Origin of the sequence: Nonomuraea turcica (assembly GCF_030718205.1) — a bacterium.
In the GTDB taxonomy this organism is placed as follows: domain Bacteria; phylum Actinomycetota; class Actinomycetes; order Streptosporangiales; family Streptosporangiaceae; genus Nonomuraea.
In genome coordinates, this window is the sequence record NZ_JAUZQF010000023.1 from 164,482 (window position 1) to 186,187 (window position 21,706).

General features: G+C 71.8%; 24 protein-coding genes. 20 read left to right on the forward strand and 4 right to left on the reverse strand.

Features of this window, described 5'->3' with window-relative positions:
• Positions 1–45 precede the first annotated feature (45 nt).
• From Q9G87_RS44995 to Q9G87_RS45005, 3 genes are all read left to right on the forward strand, one after another.
• Positions 46–1,056, forward strand: a complete 1,011-nt coding sequence (locus tag Q9G87_RS44995) for an aldo/keto reductase (protein ID WP_305922769.1) — start codon at positions 46–48, stop codon at positions 1,054–1,056.
• Positions 1,057–1,133: 77 nt separating this feature from the next.
• Positions 1,134–1,337 (forward strand): type II toxin-antitoxin system TacA family antitoxin, encoded by a 204-nt coding sequence (locus Q9G87_RS45000; RefSeq protein WP_305922770.1) that lies wholly within the window; start codon positions 1,134–1,136, stop codon positions 1,335–1,337.
• Positions 1,334–1,717, forward strand: a complete 384-nt coding sequence (locus Q9G87_RS45005) for a type II toxin-antitoxin system death-on-curing family toxin (RefSeq protein ID WP_305922771.1) — start codon at positions 1,334–1,336, stop codon at positions 1,715–1,717. The genes Q9G87_RS45000 and Q9G87_RS45005 overlap by 4 nt, the downstream gene beginning before the upstream one ends.
• Positions 1,718–1,722: 5 nt before the next feature.
• Here the strand turns inward: Q9G87_RS45005 and Q9G87_RS45010 are convergent, their stop codons facing one another.
• The 3 genes from Q9G87_RS45010 to Q9G87_RS45020 are packed head-to-tail and all read right to left on the reverse strand — an operon-like array spanning position 1,723 to position 4,655.
• Positions 1,723–2,808: an FUSC family protein gene (locus Q9G87_RS45010; RefSeq protein WP_305922772.1), complete on the reverse strand. Its 1,086-nt coding sequence runs from the start codon at positions 2,806–2,808 to the stop codon at positions 1,723–1,725.
• 34 nt (positions 2,809–2,842) lie between these two features.
• A complete protein-coding gene (locus tag Q9G87_RS45015) occupies positions 2,843–3,928 on the reverse strand; it encodes an FUSC family protein (protein ID WP_305922822.1) in 1,086 nt (361 codons plus the stop codon).
• A gap of 43 nt (positions 3,929–3,971) precedes the next feature.
• Positions 3,972–4,655 (reverse strand): alpha/beta fold hydrolase, encoded by a 684-nt coding sequence (locus Q9G87_RS45020; protein ID WP_305922773.1) that lies wholly within the window; start codon positions 4,653–4,655, stop codon positions 3,972–3,974.
• 42 nt (positions 4,656–4,697) lie between these two features.
• Between Q9G87_RS45020 and Q9G87_RS45025 the strand changes: the two genes are divergently transcribed.
• The 16 genes from Q9G87_RS45025 to Q9G87_RS45100 all read left to right on the forward strand — a co-directional run bounded on the left by Q9G87_RS45025 (position 4,698) and on the right by Q9G87_RS45100 (position 17,808).
• Entirely contained in the window at positions 4,698–5,372 is a 675-nt protein-coding gene (locus Q9G87_RS45025; protein ID WP_305922774.1) for a response regulator transcription factor, read from the forward strand.
• Positions 5,353–6,645 (forward strand): sensor histidine kinase, encoded by a 1,293-nt coding sequence (locus Q9G87_RS45030; RefSeq protein WP_305922775.1) that lies wholly within the window; start codon positions 5,353–5,355, stop codon positions 6,643–6,645. The genes Q9G87_RS45025 and Q9G87_RS45030 overlap by 20 nt, the downstream gene beginning before the upstream one ends.
• Positions 6,646–6,741: 96 nt before the next feature.
• Complete coding sequence (locus tag Q9G87_RS45035) at positions 6,742–7,251, forward strand: hypothetical protein (protein ID WP_305922776.1); 510 nt, start codon at positions 6,742–6,744, stop codon at positions 7,249–7,251.
• The gene (locus tag Q9G87_RS45040) at positions 7,248–8,270 is read left to right on the forward strand and encodes a peptidoglycan-binding protein (protein WP_305922777.1); all 1,023 of its coding nucleotides are present in this window, start codon (positions 7,248–7,250) and stop codon (positions 8,268–8,270) included. Before Q9G87_RS45035 ends, Q9G87_RS45040 begins: the two co-directional genes overlap by 4 nt.
• Positions 8,271–8,329: 59 nt before the next feature.
• Entirely contained in the window at positions 8,330–9,022 is a 693-nt protein-coding gene (locus tag Q9G87_RS45045; protein ID WP_305922823.1) for an ABC transporter ATP-binding protein, read from the forward strand.
• Positions 9,009–10,163: an ABC transporter permease gene (locus tag Q9G87_RS45050; protein WP_305922778.1), complete on the forward strand. Its 1,155-nt coding sequence runs from the start codon at positions 9,009–9,011 to the stop codon at positions 10,161–10,163. Before Q9G87_RS45045 ends, Q9G87_RS45050 begins: the two co-directional genes overlap by 14 nt.
• A 94-nt stretch (positions 10,164–10,257) precedes the next feature.
• Entirely contained in the window at positions 10,258–11,349 is a 1,092-nt protein-coding gene (locus Q9G87_RS45055) for a barbiturase (protein WP_305922779.1), read from the forward strand.
• A 49-nt stretch (positions 11,350–11,398) separates the two neighbouring features.
• The gene (locus Q9G87_RS45060; RefSeq protein ID WP_305922780.1) at positions 11,399–11,740 is read left to right on the forward strand and encodes a PadR family transcriptional regulator; all 342 of its coding nucleotides are present in this window, start codon (positions 11,399–11,401) and stop codon (positions 11,738–11,740) included.
• Positions 11,737–12,534 (forward strand): HD domain-containing protein, encoded by a 798-nt coding sequence (locus Q9G87_RS45065; RefSeq protein ID WP_305922781.1) that lies wholly within the window; start codon positions 11,737–11,739, stop codon positions 12,532–12,534. The genes Q9G87_RS45060 and Q9G87_RS45065 overlap by 4 nt, the downstream gene beginning before the upstream one ends.
• A gap of 11 nt (positions 12,535–12,545) precedes the next feature.
• A complete protein-coding gene (locus tag Q9G87_RS45070; protein WP_305922782.1) occupies positions 12,546–13,076 on the forward strand; it encodes an SseB family protein in 531 nt (176 codons plus the stop codon).
• Positions 13,077–13,222: 146 nt separating this feature from the next.
• Positions 13,223–13,801, forward strand: a complete 579-nt coding sequence (locus tag Q9G87_RS45075) for a prepilin peptidase (RefSeq protein WP_305922783.1) — start codon at positions 13,223–13,225, stop codon at positions 13,799–13,801.
• 43 nt (positions 13,802–13,844) lie between these two features.
• Positions 13,845–15,026 (forward strand): chorismate synthase, encoded by a 1,182-nt coding sequence (aroC, locus tag Q9G87_RS45080; protein WP_305922784.1) that lies wholly within the window; start codon positions 13,845–13,847, stop codon positions 15,024–15,026.
• Positions 15,027–15,054: 28 nt separating this feature from the next.
• Positions 15,055–15,555 carry a shikimate kinase gene (locus Q9G87_RS45085; RefSeq protein WP_371825923.1) on the forward strand — a complete coding sequence of 167 codons (501 nt, stop codon included), beginning with the start codon at positions 15,055–15,057 and terminating at the stop codon, positions 15,553–15,555.
• Positions 15,552–16,625, forward strand: a complete 1,074-nt coding sequence (aroB, locus tag Q9G87_RS45090; protein ID WP_305922786.1) for a 3-dehydroquinate synthase — start codon at positions 15,552–15,554, stop codon at positions 16,623–16,625. Before Q9G87_RS45085 ends, aroB begins: the two co-directional genes overlap by 4 nt.
• Complete coding sequence (gene aroQ, locus Q9G87_RS45095) at positions 16,622–17,056, forward strand: type II 3-dehydroquinate dehydratase (RefSeq protein WP_305922787.1); 435 nt, start codon at positions 16,622–16,624, stop codon at positions 17,054–17,056. Before aroB ends, aroQ begins: the two co-directional genes overlap by 4 nt.
• On the forward strand, positions 17,053–17,808 hold the full coding sequence (locus Q9G87_RS45100) for an SGNH/GDSL hydrolase family protein (RefSeq protein ID WP_305922788.1): 756 nt from the start codon (positions 17,053–17,055) through the stop codon (positions 17,806–17,808). Before aroQ ends, Q9G87_RS45100 begins: the two co-directional genes overlap by 4 nt.
• A 402-nt stretch (positions 17,809–18,210) precedes the next feature.
• On the opposite strand, the gene Q9G87_RS45105 is transcribed toward Q9G87_RS45100, so the two are convergent.
• Positions 18,211–20,211 (reverse strand): ATP-dependent DNA helicase, encoded by a 2,001-nt coding sequence (locus Q9G87_RS45105; RefSeq protein ID WP_305922789.1) that lies wholly within the window; start codon positions 20,209–20,211, stop codon positions 18,211–18,213.
• A gap of 230 nt (positions 20,212–20,441) precedes the next feature.
• On the opposite strand from Q9G87_RS45105, the gene Q9G87_RS45110 reads away from it, so the two are divergent.
• Entirely contained in the window at positions 20,442–21,647 is a 1,206-nt protein-coding gene (locus Q9G87_RS45110) for a hypothetical protein (protein ID WP_305922790.1), read from the forward strand.
• Positions 21,648–21,706 lie beyond the last annotated feature (59 nt).

Below are 21,706 nucleotides of genomic sequence, written 5' to 3' on the forward strand. Positions count from 1 at the left end.
TATGGTCCAAGTGGAACAAGCATTCCGAATTCTAGGGGATTCCCGATGGATTACCTGAACGTGGGCCGTTCCGGCCTGCGCGTCTCCAGGGCATGCCTGGGCACGATGAACTTCGGCACCGAGCACGGCCTGGCCGCCAGCGACGAAGCCGAGGCTGGCCGGATCATCGGCGCCTTCATCGACGCGGGCGGCACCTTCATCGACACCGCCGACCTCTACCACCGGGGCGAGACAGAGGAGATCGTCGGCCGAGCGCTCAAGGGGCGGCGCGAGTGGGTCGTGCTGGCCACGAAAGGCGCCATGCCCGTCGGCACGGAAGGGCGCGGCCTGTCGCGGCGGCACCTCACCAGGGCGCTCGACGCCAGCCTGCGCCGGCTGGGCACCGACTACATCGACCTCTACCAGTGCCACCAGTGGGATCCGGCGACGCCGATCGAGGAGACCATGGCAACCCTCGACGGATTCGTCCGCGCGGGGAAGGTCCGTTACCTCGGCTGCTCCAACTTCACCGCGACGCAGATCGTCGAGTCGCAGTGGGCCGCCGCCCGCGTGGGCGGCGCCCCGTTCGTGAGCCTCCAGCCACAGTACTCGCTGATCCAGCGTGTGATCGAGGCGGAGATCCTGCCCGTGTGCGCGCGGCACGGGATCGGCACGGTCGTGTACGGGACGCTCGGCGGCGGCGTGCTGACCGGCCGCTACCGGCCCGGCGAGACCCCGGACCCGGACAGCAGGATGGGCCGGCTGCTGGGGATGGCGGGCGCGGACCGGTGGGCCCGTTCGCTGCTGAACGACCGCAACCTGGCCATCGCCGAGGGGCTGGTCAAGGTCGCGGCCGAGGTCGGCGCGGCACCGGCCGAGGTGGCGCTGGCCTGGGTGGCGGGGCGACCCGGGGTGACCTCGGTCCTGATCGGGCCGCGGTCGGTGAGGCAGTTGCGGGAGAACCTGGCGGCGTTCGAGCTGGTGTTGCCGGAGGAGGCGGTGGCCAGGCTGGACGACATCTCCCTGCGCGACCTGGACCCGATGGACGGCACGCTGTTCCATCTTGTTCCGCGGTGAGTCAACGTATCGTCACGTAGGGTAATCTGCCATGCGCGGTATCAAGGTGATACCTCCTCGCACCTATGATGCGGAGTATGGCTATGACCCTTCGCTTGAGTGACGAGCAGACCGACGCCCTCCGCAAGCGCGCGGAGGTGGAGGGGCGGAGCATGCAGCAGGTCGCTCTACGCGCGATCGACGACTACCTCCAGCGCGTGTCGGACGACGAAATGACTGACGCGTTGGCGGCGAAGGGCGCGCAGCGCTTCGCCGATCTGTTGCGGAGGCTAGGCGAGTGACCCGCTATGTCACCCTGGAGCAGGGGCTGCGCGTTGCGCGCGCCGCTGTCGGCGGCCCCATCGAGGTGCGCGATCTCGGCCTGCTCGAGGCGGCCCTCCTCAGGCCGCAGACATCCCTCTTCGGACGGGACGCCTATCCTGACCTGTTCGAGAAGGGCGCCGCCCTCCTCCACTCGGTGGTCGCCAACCACCCCTTCGTCGACGGCAACAAGCGGGCGGACTGGCTGCTGACCTATGTCTTCCTCGCCAAGAACGGCGTCGAGCTCGACCCGGCCGACGATGACGTCGCCTATGACCTCGTCATCGCCGTCGCCTCCGGCAAGCTCACCGAAGTCGACGAGATCGCCGACGTCCTGCGCACCTTCACCCAGCCGTCCTGACGGCCTCACTCCTGGTCGGGCTTGTCGAGCGGCGTCAGCGCCGCCGTGGCCTCCTCGTGCTCCATCCCGGTCGCCTGCAGCAGATCCACGACCACGGACCGCAGCTGCGCGATGATCACATGGGCCGAGAAGCCCAGCTGCTCGGGCCGCTCCCGTGCCGCCACCGCCAGCAGCGCCTGCTGCGCCAGCGTCGGCTCCCGCCCCGCCCCCAGCTCCAGCTGCAGCAGCAGGGCCGCCTCCGACACCTCACGCATCGCCTCGGCCAGCGTTGCCGGTGGCGGGCTCGCCTCTCCGAGCGAGGACAGCGTGCGCCTGCTGAGCACCCGGGCGTTGCGCAGGGCCAGATCGACGGGCATGGCGGCGGTCTCGTACCGGGCCAGGCGGGCCCGCCGATGCCAGTGCAGCGGTGAGATCATGGTGATCTCCTTGCTGGTCTCCAGCGCCTGCTCGAACTCCTCCACCGCCGCCTGCGTGCCGCGCGCCTCCTCCAGCGCCTCCGCCGCCAGGTCCACGTCCCGCTTCTCGATGGCCTCCGCGGCCCGCTCCAGCACTGTGGACAGCGCGTCGAGCACCCCGGACAGATGCTTGGCCGCGATCGCGAACGGGCTCGCGGGCAGCAGCGCGACGGCCGCGATGCCGATGAGGCCGCCGGTCAGCGCGTCGAGCATGCGGTCCAGCCCGCCCACGCCCGCGCCGGGCACCAGGGTGACCACCAGCACCGCCGACGACCCGGCCTGGGCCACGAACAGCGCCCCGCTGTCCAGCAGCCCCGCGATGGTCATTGCCAGCGCCACCACCAGCGCGATCTGCCACGCCCCCGAGCCGATCCAGGACACGAGCAGGTCGCCCACGCCGACGCCAAGGCTGACGCCCACGACCAGCTCGACGACCCGCCGCAGCCGCTGCCCCAGACCGATGCCCACGCAGATCAGCACGGAGATGGGCGCGAAGAACGGCGCCGGGTGGCCGAGCAGGTCCCTGGCGATGACCCAGGCCAGCGCGGCGCCGACCGCGCACTGCGCGATGGACGGCACGATGAGGCCGAACGTGCCCAGTCGGTCCTTCACGTGATCGCTGAGCCGGGTTCGCACCCTTCTACCTTGGCGGATCTTTGTGACATTAAGGTCACATTCCCCCGGAAACGTCCTTTTCGGGGAAGGTGTCCAGCGGCGGCAGCGCGGCCACGGCCTCCTCGCGATCGGTGCCGGTGGCCTGCAACAGGTCCACGGTGATCGACCGGACCTGCGCGATCATCACGTCCGCCGAGAACCCCCAGCGGTCGGCGTCCTGCCCCGACGCCACCGCCAGGATCGCCTCACGGGCCTCTTCCGGCGTGCGCCCGTCGGCCAGCTCCTCCCTGAGCAGCAGCGTGGCGTCGGCCAGCGCGCGCAGCGTCCCGGGCAGCCAGGGCGGCAGCGCGCTGGAGCCGTCGAGCGCCACGATGGCCCGCCTGGCCAGCACTCTGGCGTTGCGCAGCGCGTGGTCGAGCGGCACGGCGGCCTTCTCGTACCCCTCGAGCCTGCCGCGGCGGTGCCGGTGCAGCGGCGAGATGGTGGCGATCTCCCGGCTGGTCTCCAGCGCCTGCTTGAACTCCTCCACGTTCGTCTGGCTGCCCCGCGCGGCCTCGAGCGCCTCGGTGGCCAGGCTCGACCGGGACTTCTCGATGGCCTCCGCGATCCCTCGCAGGGCGTCGCCGAGCGCGTCGAACATCCCGGCCGCGTGCCGGTGCGCCAGCGCCGACGGGCTGGACGGCAGCAGCGCCACCGCGGCCAGCCCCATGAGGCCGCCCACCAGAGCGTCGACCATCCGGTCGATTCCGCCTGTGCCGCTCGGCGGCAGCAAGGTCGCCACGAGCACCGCCGAGGAGCCGGCTTGGAGCACGATCAGCGAGCCGCTGTCGAGCAGCACCGCGGCCGCCATCGCCAGCGCCACCACCAGCGCGATCTGCCACGCCCCTGAGCCGATCCAGGACACGAGCAGGTCGCCCACGCCGACGCCGAGGCTGACCCCGACGACCAGCTCCACCACCCGCCGCAGCCGCTGACCGAGCCCCACGCCGATGCACACGACGACCGCGATGGGCGCGAAGAACGGGCGGCTGTGCCCGAGCAGGTCCTTGGCCACGAGCCAGGCGAGGGCGGCCGCGACGGCGCACTGCAGGATCGGCGGCGCCATCAGCCGCAGCCGGCTCAAGCGCTCGTGTACGTGCATCTCGACCACGCCCCTACCCTTGCTCCCCCGCGTCACGCGCGCGTTACGGCGTGGTGAGGCGGTCGTTCACGAAGTCGTCGACCGCCCGCAGGAACGCCCGGCGCGCCGTCACGTGGACGAGATGCCCGGCCTCGATCGTCACCAGCCTGGCCCCCGGGATCCGGGCCGCCGTCCCCGCGGCGTCGAACGGGCTCGCCGCCCCGCCCGAGATCACCAGCGTCGGCGCGGTGATCCTGGCCAGCCCCTCCAGCCAGCCCGGATCGGGATCGAGGAACTGACGCTCGGTGTCGTGCATCATCCGCCAGTCGAACCCGGTGGAGCCGTCCTCCACGATGGGCGGCCGGTTCTTCAACGGCAGCGGCGGCGCCACGTCCTCCAGCACGAGTCGCTCGACGCGGCCCGGATGGCGCATGGCCAGCTGATAGGCCACCATGCCGCCCAGCGAGTGCCCGATCACCGTGGCCCGTTCCATCCTCAAGTGATCGAGCAGGCCCGCGATGTCCTGGGCCATGTCCGGCAGCGCGTACGCGCCCGGGTAGTCGCTGGCCCCGTGCCCTCGCAGGTCGGGGACGAGCACGTGGTAGCGGGCCGCGAAGTGCTGGGTGATGCCGTTCCAGTCATTGTGGTTCGCCGTGCGGCCGTGGATCAGCAGCAGCGGGGGAGTGGCGGGGTCGCCTTCCTCCCGGTAGACGAGCTTGATCCCGTTGACGTGTGCTTCGCGAATCACGCGTTTAGATTACGTTGAACTTTCCGCTTTAGCCTGGTGGCCATGGACACGTTGCTCGTCGTGGAGGACGAACCGAGCTTGCGCGAGTTGCTCGTCGGCTGCCTGCGCGAGGGGTTCGAGGTGGTGGCCGCCGCGGACGGGCGGGAGGCGGTGCGTCTGGTCCAGCGGCACGCGCCCGACCTCATCGTGCTCGACGTCATGCTGCCCGACCTGGATGGATTCGACGTGGTACGGCGGCTGCGCGGGGGCGGCGACCGCACCCCCGTGCTCTTCCTGACCGCCAGGGACGCCACCGCGGACAAGGTGCGCGGGCTGACGGCGGGCGGCGACGACTATGTCACCAAGCCCTTCAGCCTGGAGGAGCTGATCGCCCGCATTCACGCGCTGCTGCGCCGCAGCCGGCGCACCGCGGCGGCGCCGGTCCGGCTGGCGGTCGCCGACCTGGAGCTCGACCAGGACGCGCACACCGTGTGGCGGTCGGGCAGACAGGTCCAACTGTCGGCGACGGAGTTCCAGCTGCTGCGGTATTTCATGGTCAACCACAACCGGGTGTTGTCCCGTGCCCAGATCCTCGAGCACGTGTGGGATCCCGACTTCAGCGGCAATCCCGGCATTGTCGAGCAGTACGTGTCGCTCTTACGCAGGAAGGTCGACTCCGCCCAGCCGCGGCTCATCCACACAGTGCGCTCGGTGGGCTATGTTCTCCGCGTTCCGTAGCCTGCGGGTGCGGCTGATCGCCGGGACGGTCGCCCTCGTGCTGCTCGCCCTGGTCACGATCGGTGTGGCCAGCCTGGTCCTGCTGCGTGCCGAGCTCGTGGACAAGGTCGACCTGCAGCTCCGGACGCTCGCCCAGGCCGGCCCGGCCGACGACCGCCCGGCGCGGCGGCCCGCCGGTTACGTCTTCCAGGTCCGCGACGCCACAGGGGCGGTGGTCAGCGGGGACCCGGGCGGGCCGCCGGTCGTGCCGCAGGCCGAGCGGGAGCCGTACACGGCGGGCGATTGGCGCGTGCTCGTCGACACCCGGCCGGGCGGCCAGTCGATCGTCGCCGCCATGGATCTGCGCGAGATCGACGCCACCATCGGGCTGCTCGGCATGATCGAGCTGCTCGCCGGGGGCGTGGTCGTGGTGGTGCTGGCCGTCGCGGGGCTCGTGTTCGTACGGCGGAGCCTGCGGCCGCTCGCCGAGATCGAGAGCGCGGCCCGGCAGATCGCCGACGGCCGGCTGTCGCGGCGGGTGCCCGACGTGGACCCCCGTACCGAGGTGGGCCGCCTCGGGGCCGCGCTCAACGACATGCTGGCCAGGATCGAGGCCGCCTTCGCCGCCCGGCGGGAGTCGGAGGAGCGGATGCGGCGTTTCGTGGCCGACGCCAGCCACGAGCTGCGCACCCCGGTGACCGTCGTCCGCGGCTACGCCGAGCACTTCCTGCGGCACGCCGACAGCGAGAACGTGCGGCGGATCGAGGAGGAGGCCAGGCGGATGGGGGCGCTCGTGGACGACCTGCTGGTCCTCGCCCGGCTCGACGCCGAGCGGCCGCGCGAGCATGGGCCCGTGGACCTGCTGCCGCTGGCCGCCGAGGTCGTACGCGACGCGCGGGTGCTGGCGCCCGAGCGCGACATCACGTTCGCGTTCGGCGAGGACGCGGCGTTCGTGGTCCTGGGCGACGCGGCCGAGCTGGGGCAGGTGCTGCGCAATCTCGTACGCAACGCGCTCACGCACACCCCGCCGGGGACCGCCGTCGACGTACGGGTCCGGCACGAGGACGGGCACGCCGTGCTGGAGGTCGCCGACCACGGCCCCGGGCTGGCCGAGGGCGAGGCGGCCAGGGTGTTCGAGCGCTTCTACCGGGCGCCGGGGGCCCGCTCGCGCGAGGGGTCGGGGCTGGGACTGGCGATCGTCCAGGCGGTCGTGGCGGCCCACGGAGGCTCGGCAGGCGTCGAGTCGGCCCTGGGCCGCGGCACGACCTTCTCCGTCCGGCTCCCGCTCGATTAGCAAACCCTCAGGCGGGGTTTGAGGTCTGATGAGACCCGCCGCCTACACCTGGATCCGCACGGGGACGAGCGTTCCCCGTGCGGGAGGTGATCGACCATGGTCAGGTGCCTGGTGGCACTGATCGTCCTTGCGGTGACGACAGGCTGCGCCGCCGCCCCGCCCGGGGACGGTGTCGCGTCCGCGGGCGGGCCCGCGTCCGCCACGTCCTCGCCGTCCGCGAGCGCGGACGTATTGAAGTTCGCGCAATGCCTGCGCGACCAGGGGCTCAAGGTCGAGGATCCGGCCCCGGGGGAGCGGGTCGACGTCGACGACGCCGACCAGGCCGGGCGGGAGCTGATGGAGAAGGCCATGACGGCCTGCCGGTCGCTGGCGCCCCCGCAGACCGTGAACCGCGACAACGACCAGCAGTCGCTCGACGGCATGCTCGACTACGCGCGCTGCATGCGCGAGCAGGGCCTGAACTGGCCGGACCCCGTCGTCGTGAACGGCGACGCCCGCTGGCCCGACACCGACGACCTGCCCCGCAGGAACACCGGCCCGTTCAAGACCGCCGACGAGAAGTGCCGGCCGCTGCTGGGCGAGAAGAAGTCCGGGGGGACCAAGTGAGACGCGCGATCCTGGCCGGAGCAGTCCTGAGCGCCGCGGCGGTGGCGGCGCTCGCCGTCACGCTCGGCGCCGGCGAACCCGCCGCCGCGCCCTCCCCGTCCGCCGCTCCCTCCTATGCCGAGGTGACGAGGGGAGACCTGGCCGACTCCGAGACCGTGGAGGGCATGCTCGCCTACGCCGACGAACGCGTGCTGCGGGCAGGGCCCTCTGGCACGCTGACCGCGATCAAGGCCAAGGGCACTTCGGTCAAGCGGGGTCAGACCCTCTACACGGTCGATCGCCGCCCGGTCACCCTCTTCTACGGAAAAATACCGATCTACCGGGAGCTGTCCGTGGGCGTGAATGGCGCGGACGTCGCCCAGCTCGAACGCAACCTCAAAGCTCTCGGCTACGGCACCGGCATGACAGTGGACGACCAATTCACCACGGCCACCGCCGCCGCCGTCGCCGGCTGGCAGGCCGACAGGAACCTGCCGGTCACCGGCGCCGTGGACGCCGCCCAGGCGGCCGTGCTGCCCGGCCAGGCCTGGGTGAAGCAGACCAAGGCCCAGGTGGGTGATCCGGTCTCGGCCGGAACCGAGCTGCTCGTGGTACGCAGCACCCGGCGGGTCGTCGCCATCGACCTCGACATCGCCGACCAGCACCTGGCCAGGAAGGGCGCGGAGGTCGAGATGGAGCTGCCGGGCGGCGCCCGGCTCAAGGGCACGATCAGCAAGGTCGGGGTGGTGGCGGAGGTGTCCGAGGACAGCGTCACCGTCGACGTCGAGGTCGCCCCGCGCGGCTCGACAGGGGCGCTGCGCGAGGTGCCCGTCACAGTGGACCTGCGCAGTGACACCCGAGAGGACGTGTTGTCGGTGCCGGTGGAGGCCCTGCTGGCCCTGCGCGAGGGCGGGTACGGCGTACGCACACAGCAGGGCGTCGTGATCACCGTTACACCCGGACTGTTCGCCGGAGGCCGCGTGGAGGTTACGGGCGCCGGACTGAGCGAGGGCATGAAGGTCGAGGTGCCGGCGTCATGACCGACATCGCAAAGCGGCGGCTTCAGGCGCGCGGCGTGGGCGACGGTCCGGCAAGGGGCATGACAGGCGATCCGGGCGAGGGACCCGTGGCGGAGCTGGCCGGAGTCACGAAGGCATACCCGGGCGGGGTCGAGGCGTTGCGGGGCGTGGATCTCAGGGTCGACGCGGGCGAGGCCGTGGCGATCGTCGGGCCGTCCGGCTCCGGCAAGTCGACCCTGCTCCACCTGCTCGGCACCCTCGACCGACCCTCCTCGGGAACCGTCCGCGTCGCCGGCCACGACATCGCCCATCTCCCCGACCGGCGGCTCGCCGCGCTGCGGGCCTCGACGATCGGCTTCGTCTTCCAGCACTTCCACCTCATCCCCGGCCTGAGCGCCCTGGAGAACGTCGCCGACGGCCTCCTCTACGCGCGGATCCCGATGAGCGAGCGCAGAGGCCGGGCGGCGCACGCCCTGGAGCGGGTCGGACTGGCGCACCGCCTCCACCACCGTCCGCACGAGCTCTCGGGCGGCGAGCAACAACGGGTCGCCGTGGCCCGGGCGATCATCGGCGAGCCCGTGCTCCTCCTGGCCGACGAGCCCACGGGCAACCTGGACTCGGCCTCCGGGGCGGAGGTGCTGCGGGTGTTGTTCGCCGTGGCGGCCACACTCGTGATCATCACCCACGACGCCGACCTGGCCGCCGCCCTGCCACGCCGCGTCCGCATGCGCGACGGCCTGATCGTGGAGGAGACCGCTCATGAGCCCGCGTGACCTGCTCCGGCTCGGCGTCGTCGGGCTGCGGGCCCGGCCCAGCCGGGCCGTGCTGTCCGCCCTGGGCATCGCGATCGGCATCGCCACCATGGTGGCGGTCATCGGCATCTCCGCCTCCAGCCGCGCCGACCTCCTGCGCAAGCTCGACAGCCTCGGCACCAACCTCCTCACCGTCACCGCCGGCCAGACGGTCAGGGGCGAGCAGTCCAGCCTGCCCGAGACCGCCGTCGCGATGACCGGCCAGATCGGCCCGGTACGGTCTGTCGCCGCGACGGCCCAGCTGGAGGCCAGGATCTACCGCAGCGACCTGATCCCGCCCGAACGCACCGGCGGCGTCGCCGTACAGGCCGCCACCGAGCACCTCCTGGACACCCTCCAGGGCACGGGCGCCTGGTTCAGCCAGGCCACGAGCCGCTACCCGACCGTCGTGCTCGGCGCCGTCGCCGCCCAGCGACTGGGAGCACGCGGTGGCGACCAGGTATGGCTGGGCCGCCGCTGGTTCACCGTGCTCGGCGTGCTCGACACGCTCCCGCTGGCGCCGGAGATCGACCGGTCGGCACTGGTCGGCTGGCCGGCCGCCGCCGAGCTTCTGGGCTTCGACGGGCATCCGACCACGGTCTACGTACGCGCCGATCCCGAGTCGGTCGAAGACGTGGCAGCGGTGCTCGCCCGTACCGTCAATCCCGAGCACCCGGAGGAGACCACGATCGCCCGCCCGTCCGACGCGCTGGCAGCGCGGGCGGCGGCCGCGGGGGCGTTCACGAACCTCCTGCTCGGACTGGGCGCGGTCGCCCTGCTGGTCGGCGGGGTGGGCATCGCGAACACGATGGTGATCTCCGTGCTCGAACGCCGCAGGGAGATCGGGCTGCGCCGCGCGCTCGGCGCCACCAGGACCGACGTACGCCTGCAGTTCCTCACCGAATCCCTGCTGCTGTCCGCGCTCGGCGGGCTGGCCGGCATCGTGCTGGGCGCCCTGGTCACCTCCGGGTACGCGCTCGGCCATGCCTTCCCGCCCACCCTGGACGCCTGGGCCCTGGCCGGGGCGGCCGCCGCCACGCTGCTCGTCGGCGGGGTGGCCGGGATCTATCCCGCGGCCCGAGCCGCCCGGCTGTCTCCGACCGTGGCGCTCAGCGCACCTTGACATGGCCGGCGGGGTTCATGGGCAGACATTGCCCATGAACCCCGCTGACCGGCTCGGTTAGCGTCACCAAGAGGTAAGAGGGAAGGGGCGTCGCATGCCGGAACCGATCGAAGTGCGCAAGGTGCCGATCGAGAGTGTCACCGACGCGTCCGGGTTGTCGCGGCTCATCGCCGACGGCGTCATCGAGGCCGATCGGGTGCTGGCCGTCATCGGCAAGACCGAGGGCAACGGCGGCGTCAACGACTACACCCGTATCCTGGCCGACCGCGCCTTCCGGGAGGTGCTGGCCGCGCACGGGCATCCGGCGCCGGAGAGCGTGCCCCTGGTGTGGTCGGGCGGCACCGACGGCGTGCTCAGCCCGCACGCCACGATCTTCGCCACCACCGCGAACGCCCCCGCCTCCGAGGAGCCGCGCCTGTCGGTCGGCGTGGCGATGAGCGAGGTCATCCTGCCCGAGGACATCGGCCGTCCGGCCATGGTGGAGAAGGTCGCCGCCGGGGTCCGCGAGGCCATGAAGATCGCCGGCATCGACGACCCGCGTGACGTCCACTACGTGCAGACCAAGACGCCGCTACTGACTCTGGCCACCATCACCGACGCCAAGAGCCGCGGCCAGGACACCGCCATCGAGGAGACCGGCCCCTCCATGGACCTGTCCAACTCGACCACCGCCCTCGGCATCGCCGTGGCGCTCGGCGAGATCGACATGCCCGGCGCCGACCAGATCCACAAGGACCTGTCGCTGTACTCGTCCGTGGCGTCCTGCTCGTCCGGGGTGGAGCTGGACCGGGCGCAGATCGTGCTGGTGGGCAACGTACGGGGGATCGGCGGGCGCTACCGCATCGGTCACAGCGTCATGAAGGACGCCCTGGACGCGGACGGCATCTGGGAGGCCATCCGGGACTCCGGGCTCCCGCTGCCCGAGCGCCCGCACCCGTCGGACCTCGACGGGCGACTGGTCAACGTGTTCATGAAATGCGAGGCCGACCCGTCGGGTCGGGTGCGAGGGCGGCGCAACATCATGCTGGACGACTCCGACGTGCACTGGCACCGCCAGATCAAGGCGGCCGTCGGCGGGGTGGCGGCGTCGGTCACGGGAGATCCGGCGGTGTTCGTCTCGGTGGCCGCCGTCCACCAGGGCCCGTCGGGCGGCGGCCCGGTGGCGGCCATCTCCGAACTCGGGTAGCGGGACTGTGGCTCGACAGCCACAACTCTAGCTATGTAGAGTACGAGATATGAAGAGCAACGGCCCGCGTATGACCATGCCGACCCAGGCCGTGCTTCGCGCCCTCCTGAACGATCCGGCGCGCGAACGCTACGGGCTGGAGCTGTGCGAGCAGGCGGAGATGCCGAGCGGCACCCTTTACCCGATCCTGGCCAGGCTGGAGCAGATCGGCTGGGTGGAGAGCCGGTGGGAGGATCCCGAGACGCATGTGGCGGAGGGCCGCCCGCGCCGCCGTTACTACCGGATCACCGCCCACGGCGCGGAGCAGGCCCGCGACGCCATCGCCCGCGCTTACCGCTCGCGCAGCCAGGCCGTCCCCGCCTGGCTGCTCCCCTCGGAGGCCGCGTCATGACGGGGGCCGCCGGACAGGACGCGCACGACCGGGGACCGAACCTGCATGGCCGGCTCCAGCCGGTCCTGGACGCCGCCGGCGGCAGGCTGACCGGCGAGCGGCTGGAGCTGGTTCAGCGAGCTCATCTGGTGGCCGCCTACTGGCATCGCGACCAGTGGCGGCGCAGCGGAGACCCGTACATCACCCACTCGATCGCCGTCGCTGCGATCCTGGCCGAGCTTGGCATGGACCACGAGCTGATCTGCGCAGGGCTGCTGCACGACGTGCTGGACGACACCGGCTGCACAGAGCAGGAGCTGGTCGCCGAGTTCGGGGAGCCGGTCGTGGAGCTGGTGCGCGGGTTGCGGACTCTCGACGACCCCGAGCGCCGGCCCCCGGACTGGGAGACCTCGACCGACGAGCGCGTGCTGACGCTGAAGCTGGCCGACCGTCTGCACAACCAGCGGACGATGCGCTTCCTGCCCGAGGAGAAGCAGCGGCGCAAGGCCCTGGAGACGCTGGACGTCGTCGTGCCCATCGCCGGCCGGCTGGGCCTGGTGCGGGTCGAGGAGGAGTTGCGGCGGCTGTCCACCGCGACGCTGTCCGGGCGGGGCGGGATACGAGCGTCCTTCGGCGTCATCTCCGCCGGTGCGATCATGCTTCCGGCCGGGGCCCGGGGCCGGTGGCTGGAGGAGTGGCTGGGGGAGTTGCACGCGTTGCCGGGCCGGCGGGCCAGGTGGGGGTTCGCGGTCCGGCTGATCGCTGGCATGCCGCGCCTGGCCCGCACCCTCAGGGCCGAAGCTCGGCGCAGGTAAGCTCGTACGCTGTGCCCAGCATCCCGCAGCCACTCGACCCCGAGGACGACGGCCGCGCCGCGCCCGCGGTGACCGCGGCCCTGGCCGCCTTCCAGGCGGGCACGGCCGACCCCACCGACGTGCTCAACGCCCTCAGCGGCGCCAGGCTCCTGGTGCCTGTGGTCGCCCTGCTGACCGAGTCCGAGGTCGGCGCGCACGGGCTGCGGCAGGAAAAGGAGAGCGAGATGGCCCTGCCCAAGCTCGTCGGGCAGGACGGCAGGCAGGCGGTGCTGGCGTTCACCGGGGCGGAGGCGCTGGCCAGGTGGCGGCCGGACGCCCGGCCGATCCAGGCGACCACGCTGCAGGTGTGCCGGGCCGCCGTGCAGGAGCAGGCGGCGGCGGTCGTGGTGGACGTGGCCGGGCCCGTGCAGTTCGTGATCGAGGGCGCGGTCATGGAGGCCCTTGCGGCGATCGAGTCCGGCACCGCCGACCGGCTCGAGAACGCGACCGTGGCCAAGGTCGAGCCGGCACGGCGCCGCCGCCGCTGGTTTTCGCGCCGCTGAAGGGCGATGATTCTCGCGCCGCCGAACCTGTACGTCCCCGTGTTCTCCCGCCGCTGAATGGGGCGATGCCGGCGATCGGCCACGAAGGCCGCGGCGGACCGGCGGAACTGCGGCGGGCGCGGCCGGGTCCGCATTAGGGTCGGCTCGTGGTCGCACTCATGGCGCTGGCCGGATTACTTTGCGGACACCGCATCAGGGCGCTGGCCGACTCCTACGACGGCCTCCCGGACCCCCCCTGGCCGCCGAAGGCCGAGCTGGTGACCGCCGCCGTCACCGCGCTCGTCACCTGGCGCCTCGGCCTCCCTTACGTGCCGTTCGCCGTGATCGGCGTCGCTCTGGCCGTCATCGACTGGCGCACCACGCTTCTGCCTGACGCGATCACGCTGCCCGCGTACCCGATCACGGCCCTGGCCCTCCTGCCCACCGGCGAGCTGCCGCGAGCGCTGGCCGGAGGAGCGGCGTTGGCAGCGATCTACGGGCTGCTGTGGGTCATCAGACCTGACGCGCTGGGACTGGGCGACGTCAAGCTGGCCGGGCTCATCGGCATGGCGGGCGCGGCGCTGGGCTGGCAGGCGTGGGTGGTGGCGGCGTTCAGCGGGCAGCTGCTCGGCGCGTTCTACGCCCTGGCGCTGCTCGCGACCGGGCGCGGCACCAGGCACACGCAGTTCCCGTTCGGGCCGTTCATGCTGTTGGGGGCGTTCACGGTGCTGTGTCTCGACACGTGAACGTGGGACATCTCACTAGGCCGCACATGGAAGACTTGTACGCATGTTGCGCTGGTTGACCGCCGGAGAGTCCCACGGGCCCGAACTCGTCGCCGTCATGGAAGGCCTCCCGGCCGGGGTGGAGGTGACCACGGCCGCGATCGACGAGGCCCTGCGCCGTCGCCGGCTCGGCTATGGCCGCGGCGCCCGGATGAAGTTCGAGCAGGACCAGGTCACGATCGTCGGCGGCGTGCGCCACGGGCGGACCATGGGCAGCCCGGTCGCGATCCGCATCGGCAACACCGAATGGCCCAAGTGGGAGAAGGTCATGGCGGCCGACCCGGTCGATGCGGCCGAGCTGGAGGGCCTGGCACGCAACGCGCCCAGGTCGCGCCCCCGCCCGGGGCACGCCGACCTGGCGGGCATGCAGAAATACGGGTTCGACGACGCCAGGCAGGTGCTCGACCGGGCCAGTGCCCGCGAGACCGCGGCCCGCGTCGCGCTCGGCGAGGTCGCCAGGCGGTTTCTCAAGCAGGCGCTCGGCGTCGACATCGTCAGCCACGTGACCTCCATCGGCGGCGCCCAGACTCCGACCGAGATCCTGCCGGGGCCGAACGACCTGGCCAGGATCGATGAGGACCCGGTCAGGTGCTCGGACCCCGAGGGCAGCGCCGCCATGGTCGAGGTGATCGACAAGGCCCACAAGGACGGCGACACGCTCGGCGGCGTCGTCGAGGTGCTCGCCTACGGCCTGCCGCCGGGCCTGGGCAGCTACACCCACTGGGACCGCAGGCTCGACTCCCGGCTCGCCGCGGCGCTCATGGGCATCCAGGCGATCAAGGGCGTCGCGGTCGGCGACGGTTTCGAGACCGCGCGCAGGCCCGGGTCCCGTGCCCACGACGAGATCGAATACACCGCCGAGGACGGCGTCAAGCGCATCACCAACCGCGCGGGCGGCGTCGAAGGCGGCATGACCAACGGCGAGATCCTGCGGGTCAGCGCCGCCATGAAGCCGATCTCCACCGTGCCGAGGGCGCTGGCCACGATCGACGTCAAGACCGGCGAGGCGGCCAAGGCGCACCACGAGCGCTCCGACGTGTGCGCCGTGCCGGCGGCCGGCGTCGTGGCCGAGGCCATGGTCGCGCTGGTGCTGGCCGACGCGGCGCTGGAGAAGTTCGGCGGCGACTCGGTCGAGGAAGTCGCCCGCAACCTGTCCGGCTACCTCTCCTCCATGGTGATCAAATGACACGGTGGAGCGTACGAGGAGGGGTGAAATGACGACAGTAGTTCTGATCGGGCCTCCTGGGTCCGGGAAGACGACCATCGGGCGGCTGCTCGCGGAGCGGCTCGGCGTCGCGTTCCGTGACACCGACGCCGACGTGGAGGCCGTAGCGGGCAAGCCCGTCGCCGACATCTTCGTCGAGGACGGGGAAGCCCGCTTCCGCGAGCTGGAGCACGAGGCCGTGCGCCGGGCGCTGGCCGAGCACGACGGCATTCTGTCGCTGGGCGGCGGAGCCGTGCTCAACGAGGAGACCCAGGCGCTGCTCGCCGGCCACCACGTGGTCTACCTGCAGGTCGGGCTGCCGGACGCGGTTCAGCGGGTCGGGCTCGCATCCGCCCGGCCGCTGCTCGTGCTCAACCCGCGCAGCCAGCTGAAGAAGCTCATGGAGGAGCGGCGGCCGATCTACGAGCGGCTCGCCGTGGCGACCGTGGTGACGGACAAGCGCGAGCCGGCAGAGCTCGCCGACGAGATCGTGAAGGGGCTGCCCGCATGACCGCCGCCACCAGGATCACCGTACGCGGCGACAGCCCCTACGACGTCGTGGTCGGCACCGGCGTGCTGGCCGAGCTGACCACGCTGCTCAAGCCGGGCGTGCGCACGATCGCCGTGATCTGCCCAGAGACCCTGCCCGACATCTCCCGGCCGGTCTGCGCGGCGCTGTCCGAGGCCGGCTACGACGTGGTCGAGCTGCCCGTGCCGGACGGCGAGCAGGCCAAGACCGTCGAGGTGGCCGCGGGGCTGTGGTCGGCGCTCGGTCGTCACGGCGTCACCCGTTCCGACGCCGTCGTCGGTGTGGGCGGGGGCGCGACGACCGACCTGGCCGGGTTCGTCGCCGGCACGTGGCTGCGCGGCGTCCAGGTGGTGCTCGTGCCCACGACCCTGCTGGCCATGGTCGACGCGGCGGTCGGCGGCAAGAACGGCATCGACACACCCGAGGGCAAAAACCTCGTCGGCACGTTCCTTCCGCCCGCGGGCGTCTTGTGCGAGCTGTCCACGCTGGACGGCATGCCGAAACGGGACTACGTGGCGGGCCTGGCCGAGATCATCAAGGGCGGCTTCATCGCCGACCCGGAGATCCTCCGGCTCATCGAAGAAGACCCCGAGGCCGCCACCCGCCCCGACGGCCCCCACACGCGCGAGCTGATCGAGCGCAAGATCCAGGTCAAGGCCGACGTCGTGGGCACCGACCTGCGCGAGGCGGGGCTGCGCGAGATCCTCAACTACGGCCACACGCTCGCCCACGCCATCGAGCGCAACGAGCACTACGGCATCCGCCACGGCGAGGCCGTCGCCATCGGCATGGTCTACGCCGCCGAGCTGTCCCGCCTCTCCGGCCGCGCCGACCTGGTCGATCGGACCCGCGCCATCCTCACCAGCGTGGGCCTGCCCATCTCCTACCGCGCCGACGCCTGGCCGCAGCTGCGCGACCACATGCGGCTGGACAAGAAGAACCGCGGCGCCAAGCAGCGGTTCGTCGTCCTCGACGAGCTGGCCAAGCCGGGCCGCCTCGAAGACCCCTCGGAAGAGCTGCTCGCCGCCGCCTACAAGGAGATCTCGGCATGATCCTCGTGCTCAACGGCCCCAACCTGCGCAGGCTCGGCACCCGCGAGCCCGACGTCTACGGCGCCGAGACGTTCGAGGACCTGGCCCAGCTCTGCCGCGACACCGGGCGCAAGCTCGGCGAGCACGTCGAAGTGCGCCAGACCGACGACGAGGCCGAAATGATCGGCTGGATCCACGAGGCCTGCGACGGCCGCATCCCCGTCGTGCTCAACCCCGCCGCGTTCACCCACTACTCCTACGCTCTGCGCGACGCCATCGCCCAGCGCACCGCCCCGCTCGTCGAGGTGCACCTCAGTAATCCCTCCGCCAGGGAAGAGTTTCGCCATACCTCCGTCGTCGCCGGGGTGGCGACGGGCACCATCGCGGGGTTCGGGCTACAGTCGTACGTCCTTGCGCTGCAGGCTATCGCGGAGATGAACACCACCTCATGAGGCACTACAAGTCCTTCGTCGCTCTCGGCGACAGCTTCACAGAAGGACTGAACGACCCCGGCGTCAACGGTCACTACCGCGGCTGGGCCGACCGGGTGGCCGAGCGGCTCGCCGCCGACGACCCGTCCTTCCGGTACGCCAACCTGGCCGTCCGCGGCAAGCTCATCGACCAGATCGTCGCCGAGCAGGTGCCGGCTGCCATCGAGATGGCCCCGGACCTGGTCAGCTTCTGCGCCGGGGGCAACGACCTGCTCCGGCCGGGCAGCGACCCGGACGAGATGGCCAAGAAGGTCGCGCGGGCCGTGCGGGACCTGCGGGCCGGCGGTGCCGACGTGCTGCTGTTCACGGGCGTGGACCCGCGGGACACGCCGCTGATGCGGCGGCTGCGGGGGCGGTTCGCGATCTTCTACCTGCACGTGCGGTCCATCGCCGACCTCTACGGGTGCCGGCTCGTCGACCAGTGGTCGATGCAGGGGCTGCGGGACTGGCGGGCGTGGAGCGCCGACCGGCTGCACATGAACGAGGACGGGCATCGGCTGGTGGCGGCACGGGTGCTGGACGTGCTGGGGGTGCCGTTCGAGGACTGGCGCAAGGACTGGCCGGCGCGGGCGGTGGATCCGCGGGTGCGGCGGCGCGAGGACGCCCAATGGATGCGTGAGCATCTCGTCCCGTGGGTGGCTCGCCGCCTGCGCGGCGTCTCCTCCGGCGACGGTCTCTCCCCCAAGCGCCCCGACCTCACCCCATTCGGATAATCTTCTTTTACGCGGTGACGTGGCTTGCCACTCGCCGTACCTTGGCTGAGGGCCCTCCAGGGAACGGCCTCTGACCCTTCACCGGCGGGCCGCCGTTACGCGAGCGTCTTCTGGGCCGGCTACGTGGTTCGAAGACTGGACCGGTCGCGTGGCTTGTGCGTGTCGCCATGAGTGTTGCGCCAAGCTCCGCCTCTCGCCGCGCCGGCGCTCGGAAGGCGTGACGGCTGCAGGACCCGCCTCGGCACGCCGGGCACGCGAGGCACGCCGGGCACGCGAGGCACGCCGGGCACGCGAGGCACGCCGGGCACGCGAGGCACGCCGGGCACGCGAGGCACGCCGGCACGCCCGGCACGCCCCAGCCTGGGGCAGCTCACACGAGGCCCACGGGGCTCCCGAGGGGCGTTACGTGGTTGGTTCGGCTGATAGGCGTTTCAGGGCGGCGCGGGGGATGGAGGGGTCCGTCGTGCGCCAGAACGGGGGGAGGGAGCCCAGGAGGAAGCTGCTGTAGCGGGCCGTGGCCAGGCGGGGGTCGAGGACGGCGATCACGCCCTTGTCGTTCTGGGCGCGCAGGAGGCGGCCGGCGCCCTGGGCCAGCAGCAGGGCCGCGTGGTTGGCGGCCACCGCCATGAAGCCGTTGCCGCCCCGCGCCGCCACGTGGCGCTGCCTGGCCGACGTCAGCGGGTCGTCGGGACGCGGGAACGGGACCCGGTCGATGATGACCAGCCGCAGCGACGGTCCGGGCACGTCCACGCCCTGCCACAGCGACAGCGTGCCGAACAGGCAGGTCGGCTCGTCCTCGGCGAACTGTTTGACCAGCAGCATCGTCGAGTCGTCGCCCTGGCACAGCAGCGGCACCTCCAGCCGCTCCCGCAGCGCTTCCGTGGCCGCCTTGGCCGCGCGCATCGACGAGAACAGCCCCAGGGTGCGGCCCCCAGCCGCCTCGATCAGCTCGGCGATCTCATCCAAATATTGCTGCGGCAGCCCGTCGCGGCCCGGCTGGGGCAGGTGCTTGGCGACGTAGAGGATCCCGGCGCGCGGGTGGTCGAACGGCGAGCCGACGTCGATGCCCTGCCAGCCCTTGGCGTCGCCGAGCCCCCACTGCGCGGCCAGCCCGTCGAAGGTGCCGCCCAGCGCCAGGGTGGCGGAGGTAAGGATCACCGTGCGCTCGCCGAACAGTTTGTCACGCAGCATGCCGCTGACGGTCAGCGGCGCCACCCGCAGCGCGGGTGGCCGCCGGTCGGTGCCCGCGTCGAGCCACACGACCTCCGCCCGGTCGCCCTCGGAGTCGTGCCCGTAGGCCTCCAGCATGCGTACGGCCGTGTCGTGCACCTCGTCCAGGGCCGTGAACGCGGCCTTGCGCTGCCCGGCCTTGTCCGGGTCGTCCTTGTCGGCGCCGCGCGGACCCATGGCCGTGATGCAGCGCCAGGCGGTGTCGCGGATCAGCTGCAGCGTCAGGCCGAGCACCTGCGGCATGTCGTCGATGCGGCCGGGTGGGGCGGCGGCCAGCAGCGCCTTGAGGTCCTCGCCCGCCTCCTGGAGCTGGTCGGCGACCGTCTGCTCGATCAGCCTGCCCACCCGGCGGACCGCCAGCGACACCGTCAGCTCCGACAGCTCGCCCGTCACCACCGACGTCACGCGGTCGACCAGCTCGTGCGCCTCGTCCACGACCACGACCTCGTGCTCGGGCAGCACCGGCAGGTCACCCATGGCGTCGATGGCCAGCAGCGCGTGGTTGGTCACCACCACGTCGACCTCGCCCGCGCGGGCTCTGGCCAGCTCGGCGAAGCACTCGGCGCCACTCGGGCAGCGGTTGGCGCCCAGGCACTCCTGTGCGCTCACCGAGAACTGCCGCCACGCCTGCTCGCTCACCCCCGGCACCAGCTCGTCGCGGTCACCGGTCTCGGTCTCCTCGGCCCACTCCTGGATGCGCTGCACCATGCGGCCCGTGGCGCTCACCTCGCGCGGGTCGAACAGCTGGTCCTGCTCGTCCTCCTCGGGCCAGCCCGCCGTGGCCTTGTAGCGGCACAGGTAGTTGCGGCGGCCCTTCAAGATCGCGAACGTGGGCTCGTGCGGCAGCTCCTTGCTCAGCGTCTCGGCCAGTCTCGGCAGGTCGCGGTCCACGAGCTGGCGCTGCAGCGCGATCGTGGCCGTGGACACTACGACCGGCTTGTCGCTGTCCATCGCGTGGCGGATCGACGGCACGAGGTAGGCCAGCGACTTCCCGGTGCCCGTGCCGGCCTGGACCGCGAGATGCTCCTCGTCGTCGATGGCCTGCTGCACGGCGCGGACCATCGTGATCTGGCCCTGCCGTTCGCTCCCTCCGAGAGCGCCGACCGCGATGCTGAGGAGTTGGTCCACTGGCGGGAGATGGGAGTCCGGCACGGCACTAAACGCTACCCGCATTTTCCGGGTCGCCGTGCCGAACGCGGTGTGATCGGCCATGCGCATCCCGACATTCCTGAATCCTTTCGCCGGCGCGCATGGCACACTGGGCGATCGGGACTCCAACTGGTCAAACACGATCTTCCCGTGTGTGATCGGAGGGATTCGCGGTGTATATGGGAAGGCCGGTTCCGTAGGGTTTTCCGGGGTTGAGTGGACGAATAAAGGCTGGTTAAAGCAGTATGTCTGCCATGTCGGAAGTTGTCCCGTTGCCGTCGTTCGGCGAAGTCTTCTTCGATGCACGAGGTCAGGAGCGGTGTCTCCGGGTCACGTGGCACGAGGGCACCTTGGTGCTCAGCCTGTGGCGGGGGGAGATGTGCACAGCGAGCTTCCGCATGCCGATGGAGGACGTCGGCCGGCTGCTCGACACCCTTGACGAGGGCTTTGCCGAGGCCACGGGCGAGCAGCCCGCCGTGCCCGCGCACGATCCGGGCACCGAAGTCATGCCGGGCACCGGCCAATACCAGCGGCCGTCGCAGCCCGCTCCCCAGCACCATCTCCAGCAGCCGGCCCACCCTCAGCTCGACGAGCGTCCCACGGCCGCGTTGTCGCCCAACGACGTCCTCGTGGCCAGGGGGCCGGCGCCTCAGGACAAGCTGGTCGCCTCCTACAGCGAGACCACGGCGCCCAGGGACACGACCCCCGCCTACGGCGAGCAGGCGGCGGCGCCCTTCACCGGCCCCCAGTACGTCGACTCCACCGCACCCCAGCCCCAGTACGCCGGCGACCCCTTCAGTGGCCCCCAGTACACCGGCGATCCCTTCAGCGGCCCTCAGCACACCGGTGACCCCTTCAGCGGCCCTCAGTACACCGCCGAGACACCGCAGTACCAGCAGCAACCTGATCGCTTCGGCGGTTCTCAGTACGTGGACAACCAGCCCGTCTACCAGATGCCCGAGGAACAGCGCCGCCCGTCGCCGCTGAGCACCGACCCCCTGGGCTTCCCCTCCCAGGCCGTCGACCCCTACGCGGCGGCCCCCCAGCACCGGTCCGAGCCGTACCACTCCGACCCGTACCCGTCAGATCCGTACGCGTCCGACTCCTTTGGGCGGCGTCAGGAGGCCTACCAGCAGCCCCAGCCCCAGCCCCAGCCCCAGCCCCAGCCGCAGAGCCAGAGCGCCGCCGGCCTGGGCACGCCCATGCACGGCATTCCGGGCGCAGGCCGGCGCCGGGCGGCGCCCCAGCCCGCCCGCGACGACTACGCCGCCTACCAGCAGGCCCCGCAGGCCAACCCGGTGGACCCGCTGCTGGCCCTCGGCAGGCAGGAGCCCCAGCAGCCGGATGCGGGCTTGGCCCGTCCGTACGCCGGGGATCCCATGTTCTCTACCGGCGAGCGCCTGCGTCCGGAGCAGCAGCACCCGGACTACCACCAGCGGAGCGACCGCAGGGAGTGGTGATTCACCCGGCCCGTCCAGGTACGCTCTGCGCGAGGTGATCGGGCCGAGGTAGAAGGAGC

Coding starts and splice junctions, on each gene's coding strand:
- Q9G87_RS44995 (WP_305922769.1), top strand. CDS start 46: ATGGATTACCTGAACGTGGGCCGTTCCGGCCTGCGCGTCTCCAGGGCA.
- Q9G87_RS45000 (WP_305922770.1), top strand. CDS start 1,134: ATGGCTATGACCCTTCGCTTGAGTGACGAGCAGACCGACGCCCTCCGC.
- Q9G87_RS45015 (WP_305922822.1), bottom strand. CDS start 3,928: ATGCACGTACACGAGCGCTTGAGCCGGCTGCGGCTGATGGCGCCGCCG.
- Q9G87_RS45025 (WP_305922774.1), top strand. CDS start 4,698: ATGGACACGTTGCTCGTCGTGGAGGACGAACCGAGCTTGCGCGAGTTG.
- Q9G87_RS45030 (WP_305922775.1), top strand. CDS start 5,353: ATGTTCTCCGCGTTCCGTAGCCTGCGGGTGCGGCTGATCGCCGGGACG.
- Q9G87_RS45035 (WP_305922776.1), top strand. CDS start 6,742: ATGGTCAGGTGCCTGGTGGCACTGATCGTCCTTGCGGTGACGACAGGC.
- Q9G87_RS45045 (WP_305922823.1), top strand. CDS start 8,330: ATGACAGGCGATCCGGGCGAGGGACCCGTGGCGGAGCTGGCCGGAGTC.
- Q9G87_RS45050 (WP_305922778.1), top strand. CDS start 9,009: ATGAGCCCGCGTGACCTGCTCCGGCTCGGCGTCGTCGGGCTGCGGGCC.
- Q9G87_RS45055 (WP_305922779.1), top strand. CDS start 10,258: ATGCCGGAACCGATCGAAGTGCGCAAGGTGCCGATCGAGAGTGTCACC.
- Q9G87_RS45060 (WP_305922780.1), top strand. CDS start 11,399: ATGAAGAGCAACGGCCCGCGTATGACCATGCCGACCCAGGCCGTGCTT.
- Q9G87_RS45065 (WP_305922781.1), top strand. CDS start 11,737: ATGACGGGGGCCGCCGGACAGGACGCGCACGACCGGGGACCGAACCTG.
- aroC (WP_305922784.1), top strand. CDS start 13,845: ATGTTGCGCTGGTTGACCGCCGGAGAGTCCCACGGGCCCGAACTCGTC.
- Q9G87_RS45085 (WP_371825923.1), top strand. CDS start 15,055: ATGACGACAGTAGTTCTGATCGGGCCTCCTGGGTCCGGGAAGACGACC.
- aroB (WP_305922786.1), top strand. CDS start 15,552: ATGACCGCCGCCACCAGGATCACCGTACGCGGCGACAGCCCCTACGAC.
- aroQ (WP_305922787.1), top strand. CDS start 16,622: ATGATCCTCGTGCTCAACGGCCCCAACCTGCGCAGGCTCGGCACCCGC.
- Q9G87_RS45100 (WP_305922788.1), top strand. CDS start 17,053: ATGAGGCACTACAAGTCCTTCGTCGCTCTCGGCGACAGCTTCACAGAA.
- Q9G87_RS45105 (WP_305922789.1), bottom strand. CDS start 20,211: ATGCGGGTAGCGTTTAGTGCCGTGCCGGACTCCCATCTCCCGCCAGTG.
- Q9G87_RS45110 (WP_305922790.1), top strand. CDS start 20,442: ATGTCGGAAGTTGTCCCGTTGCCGTCGTTCGGCGAAGTCTTCTTCGAT.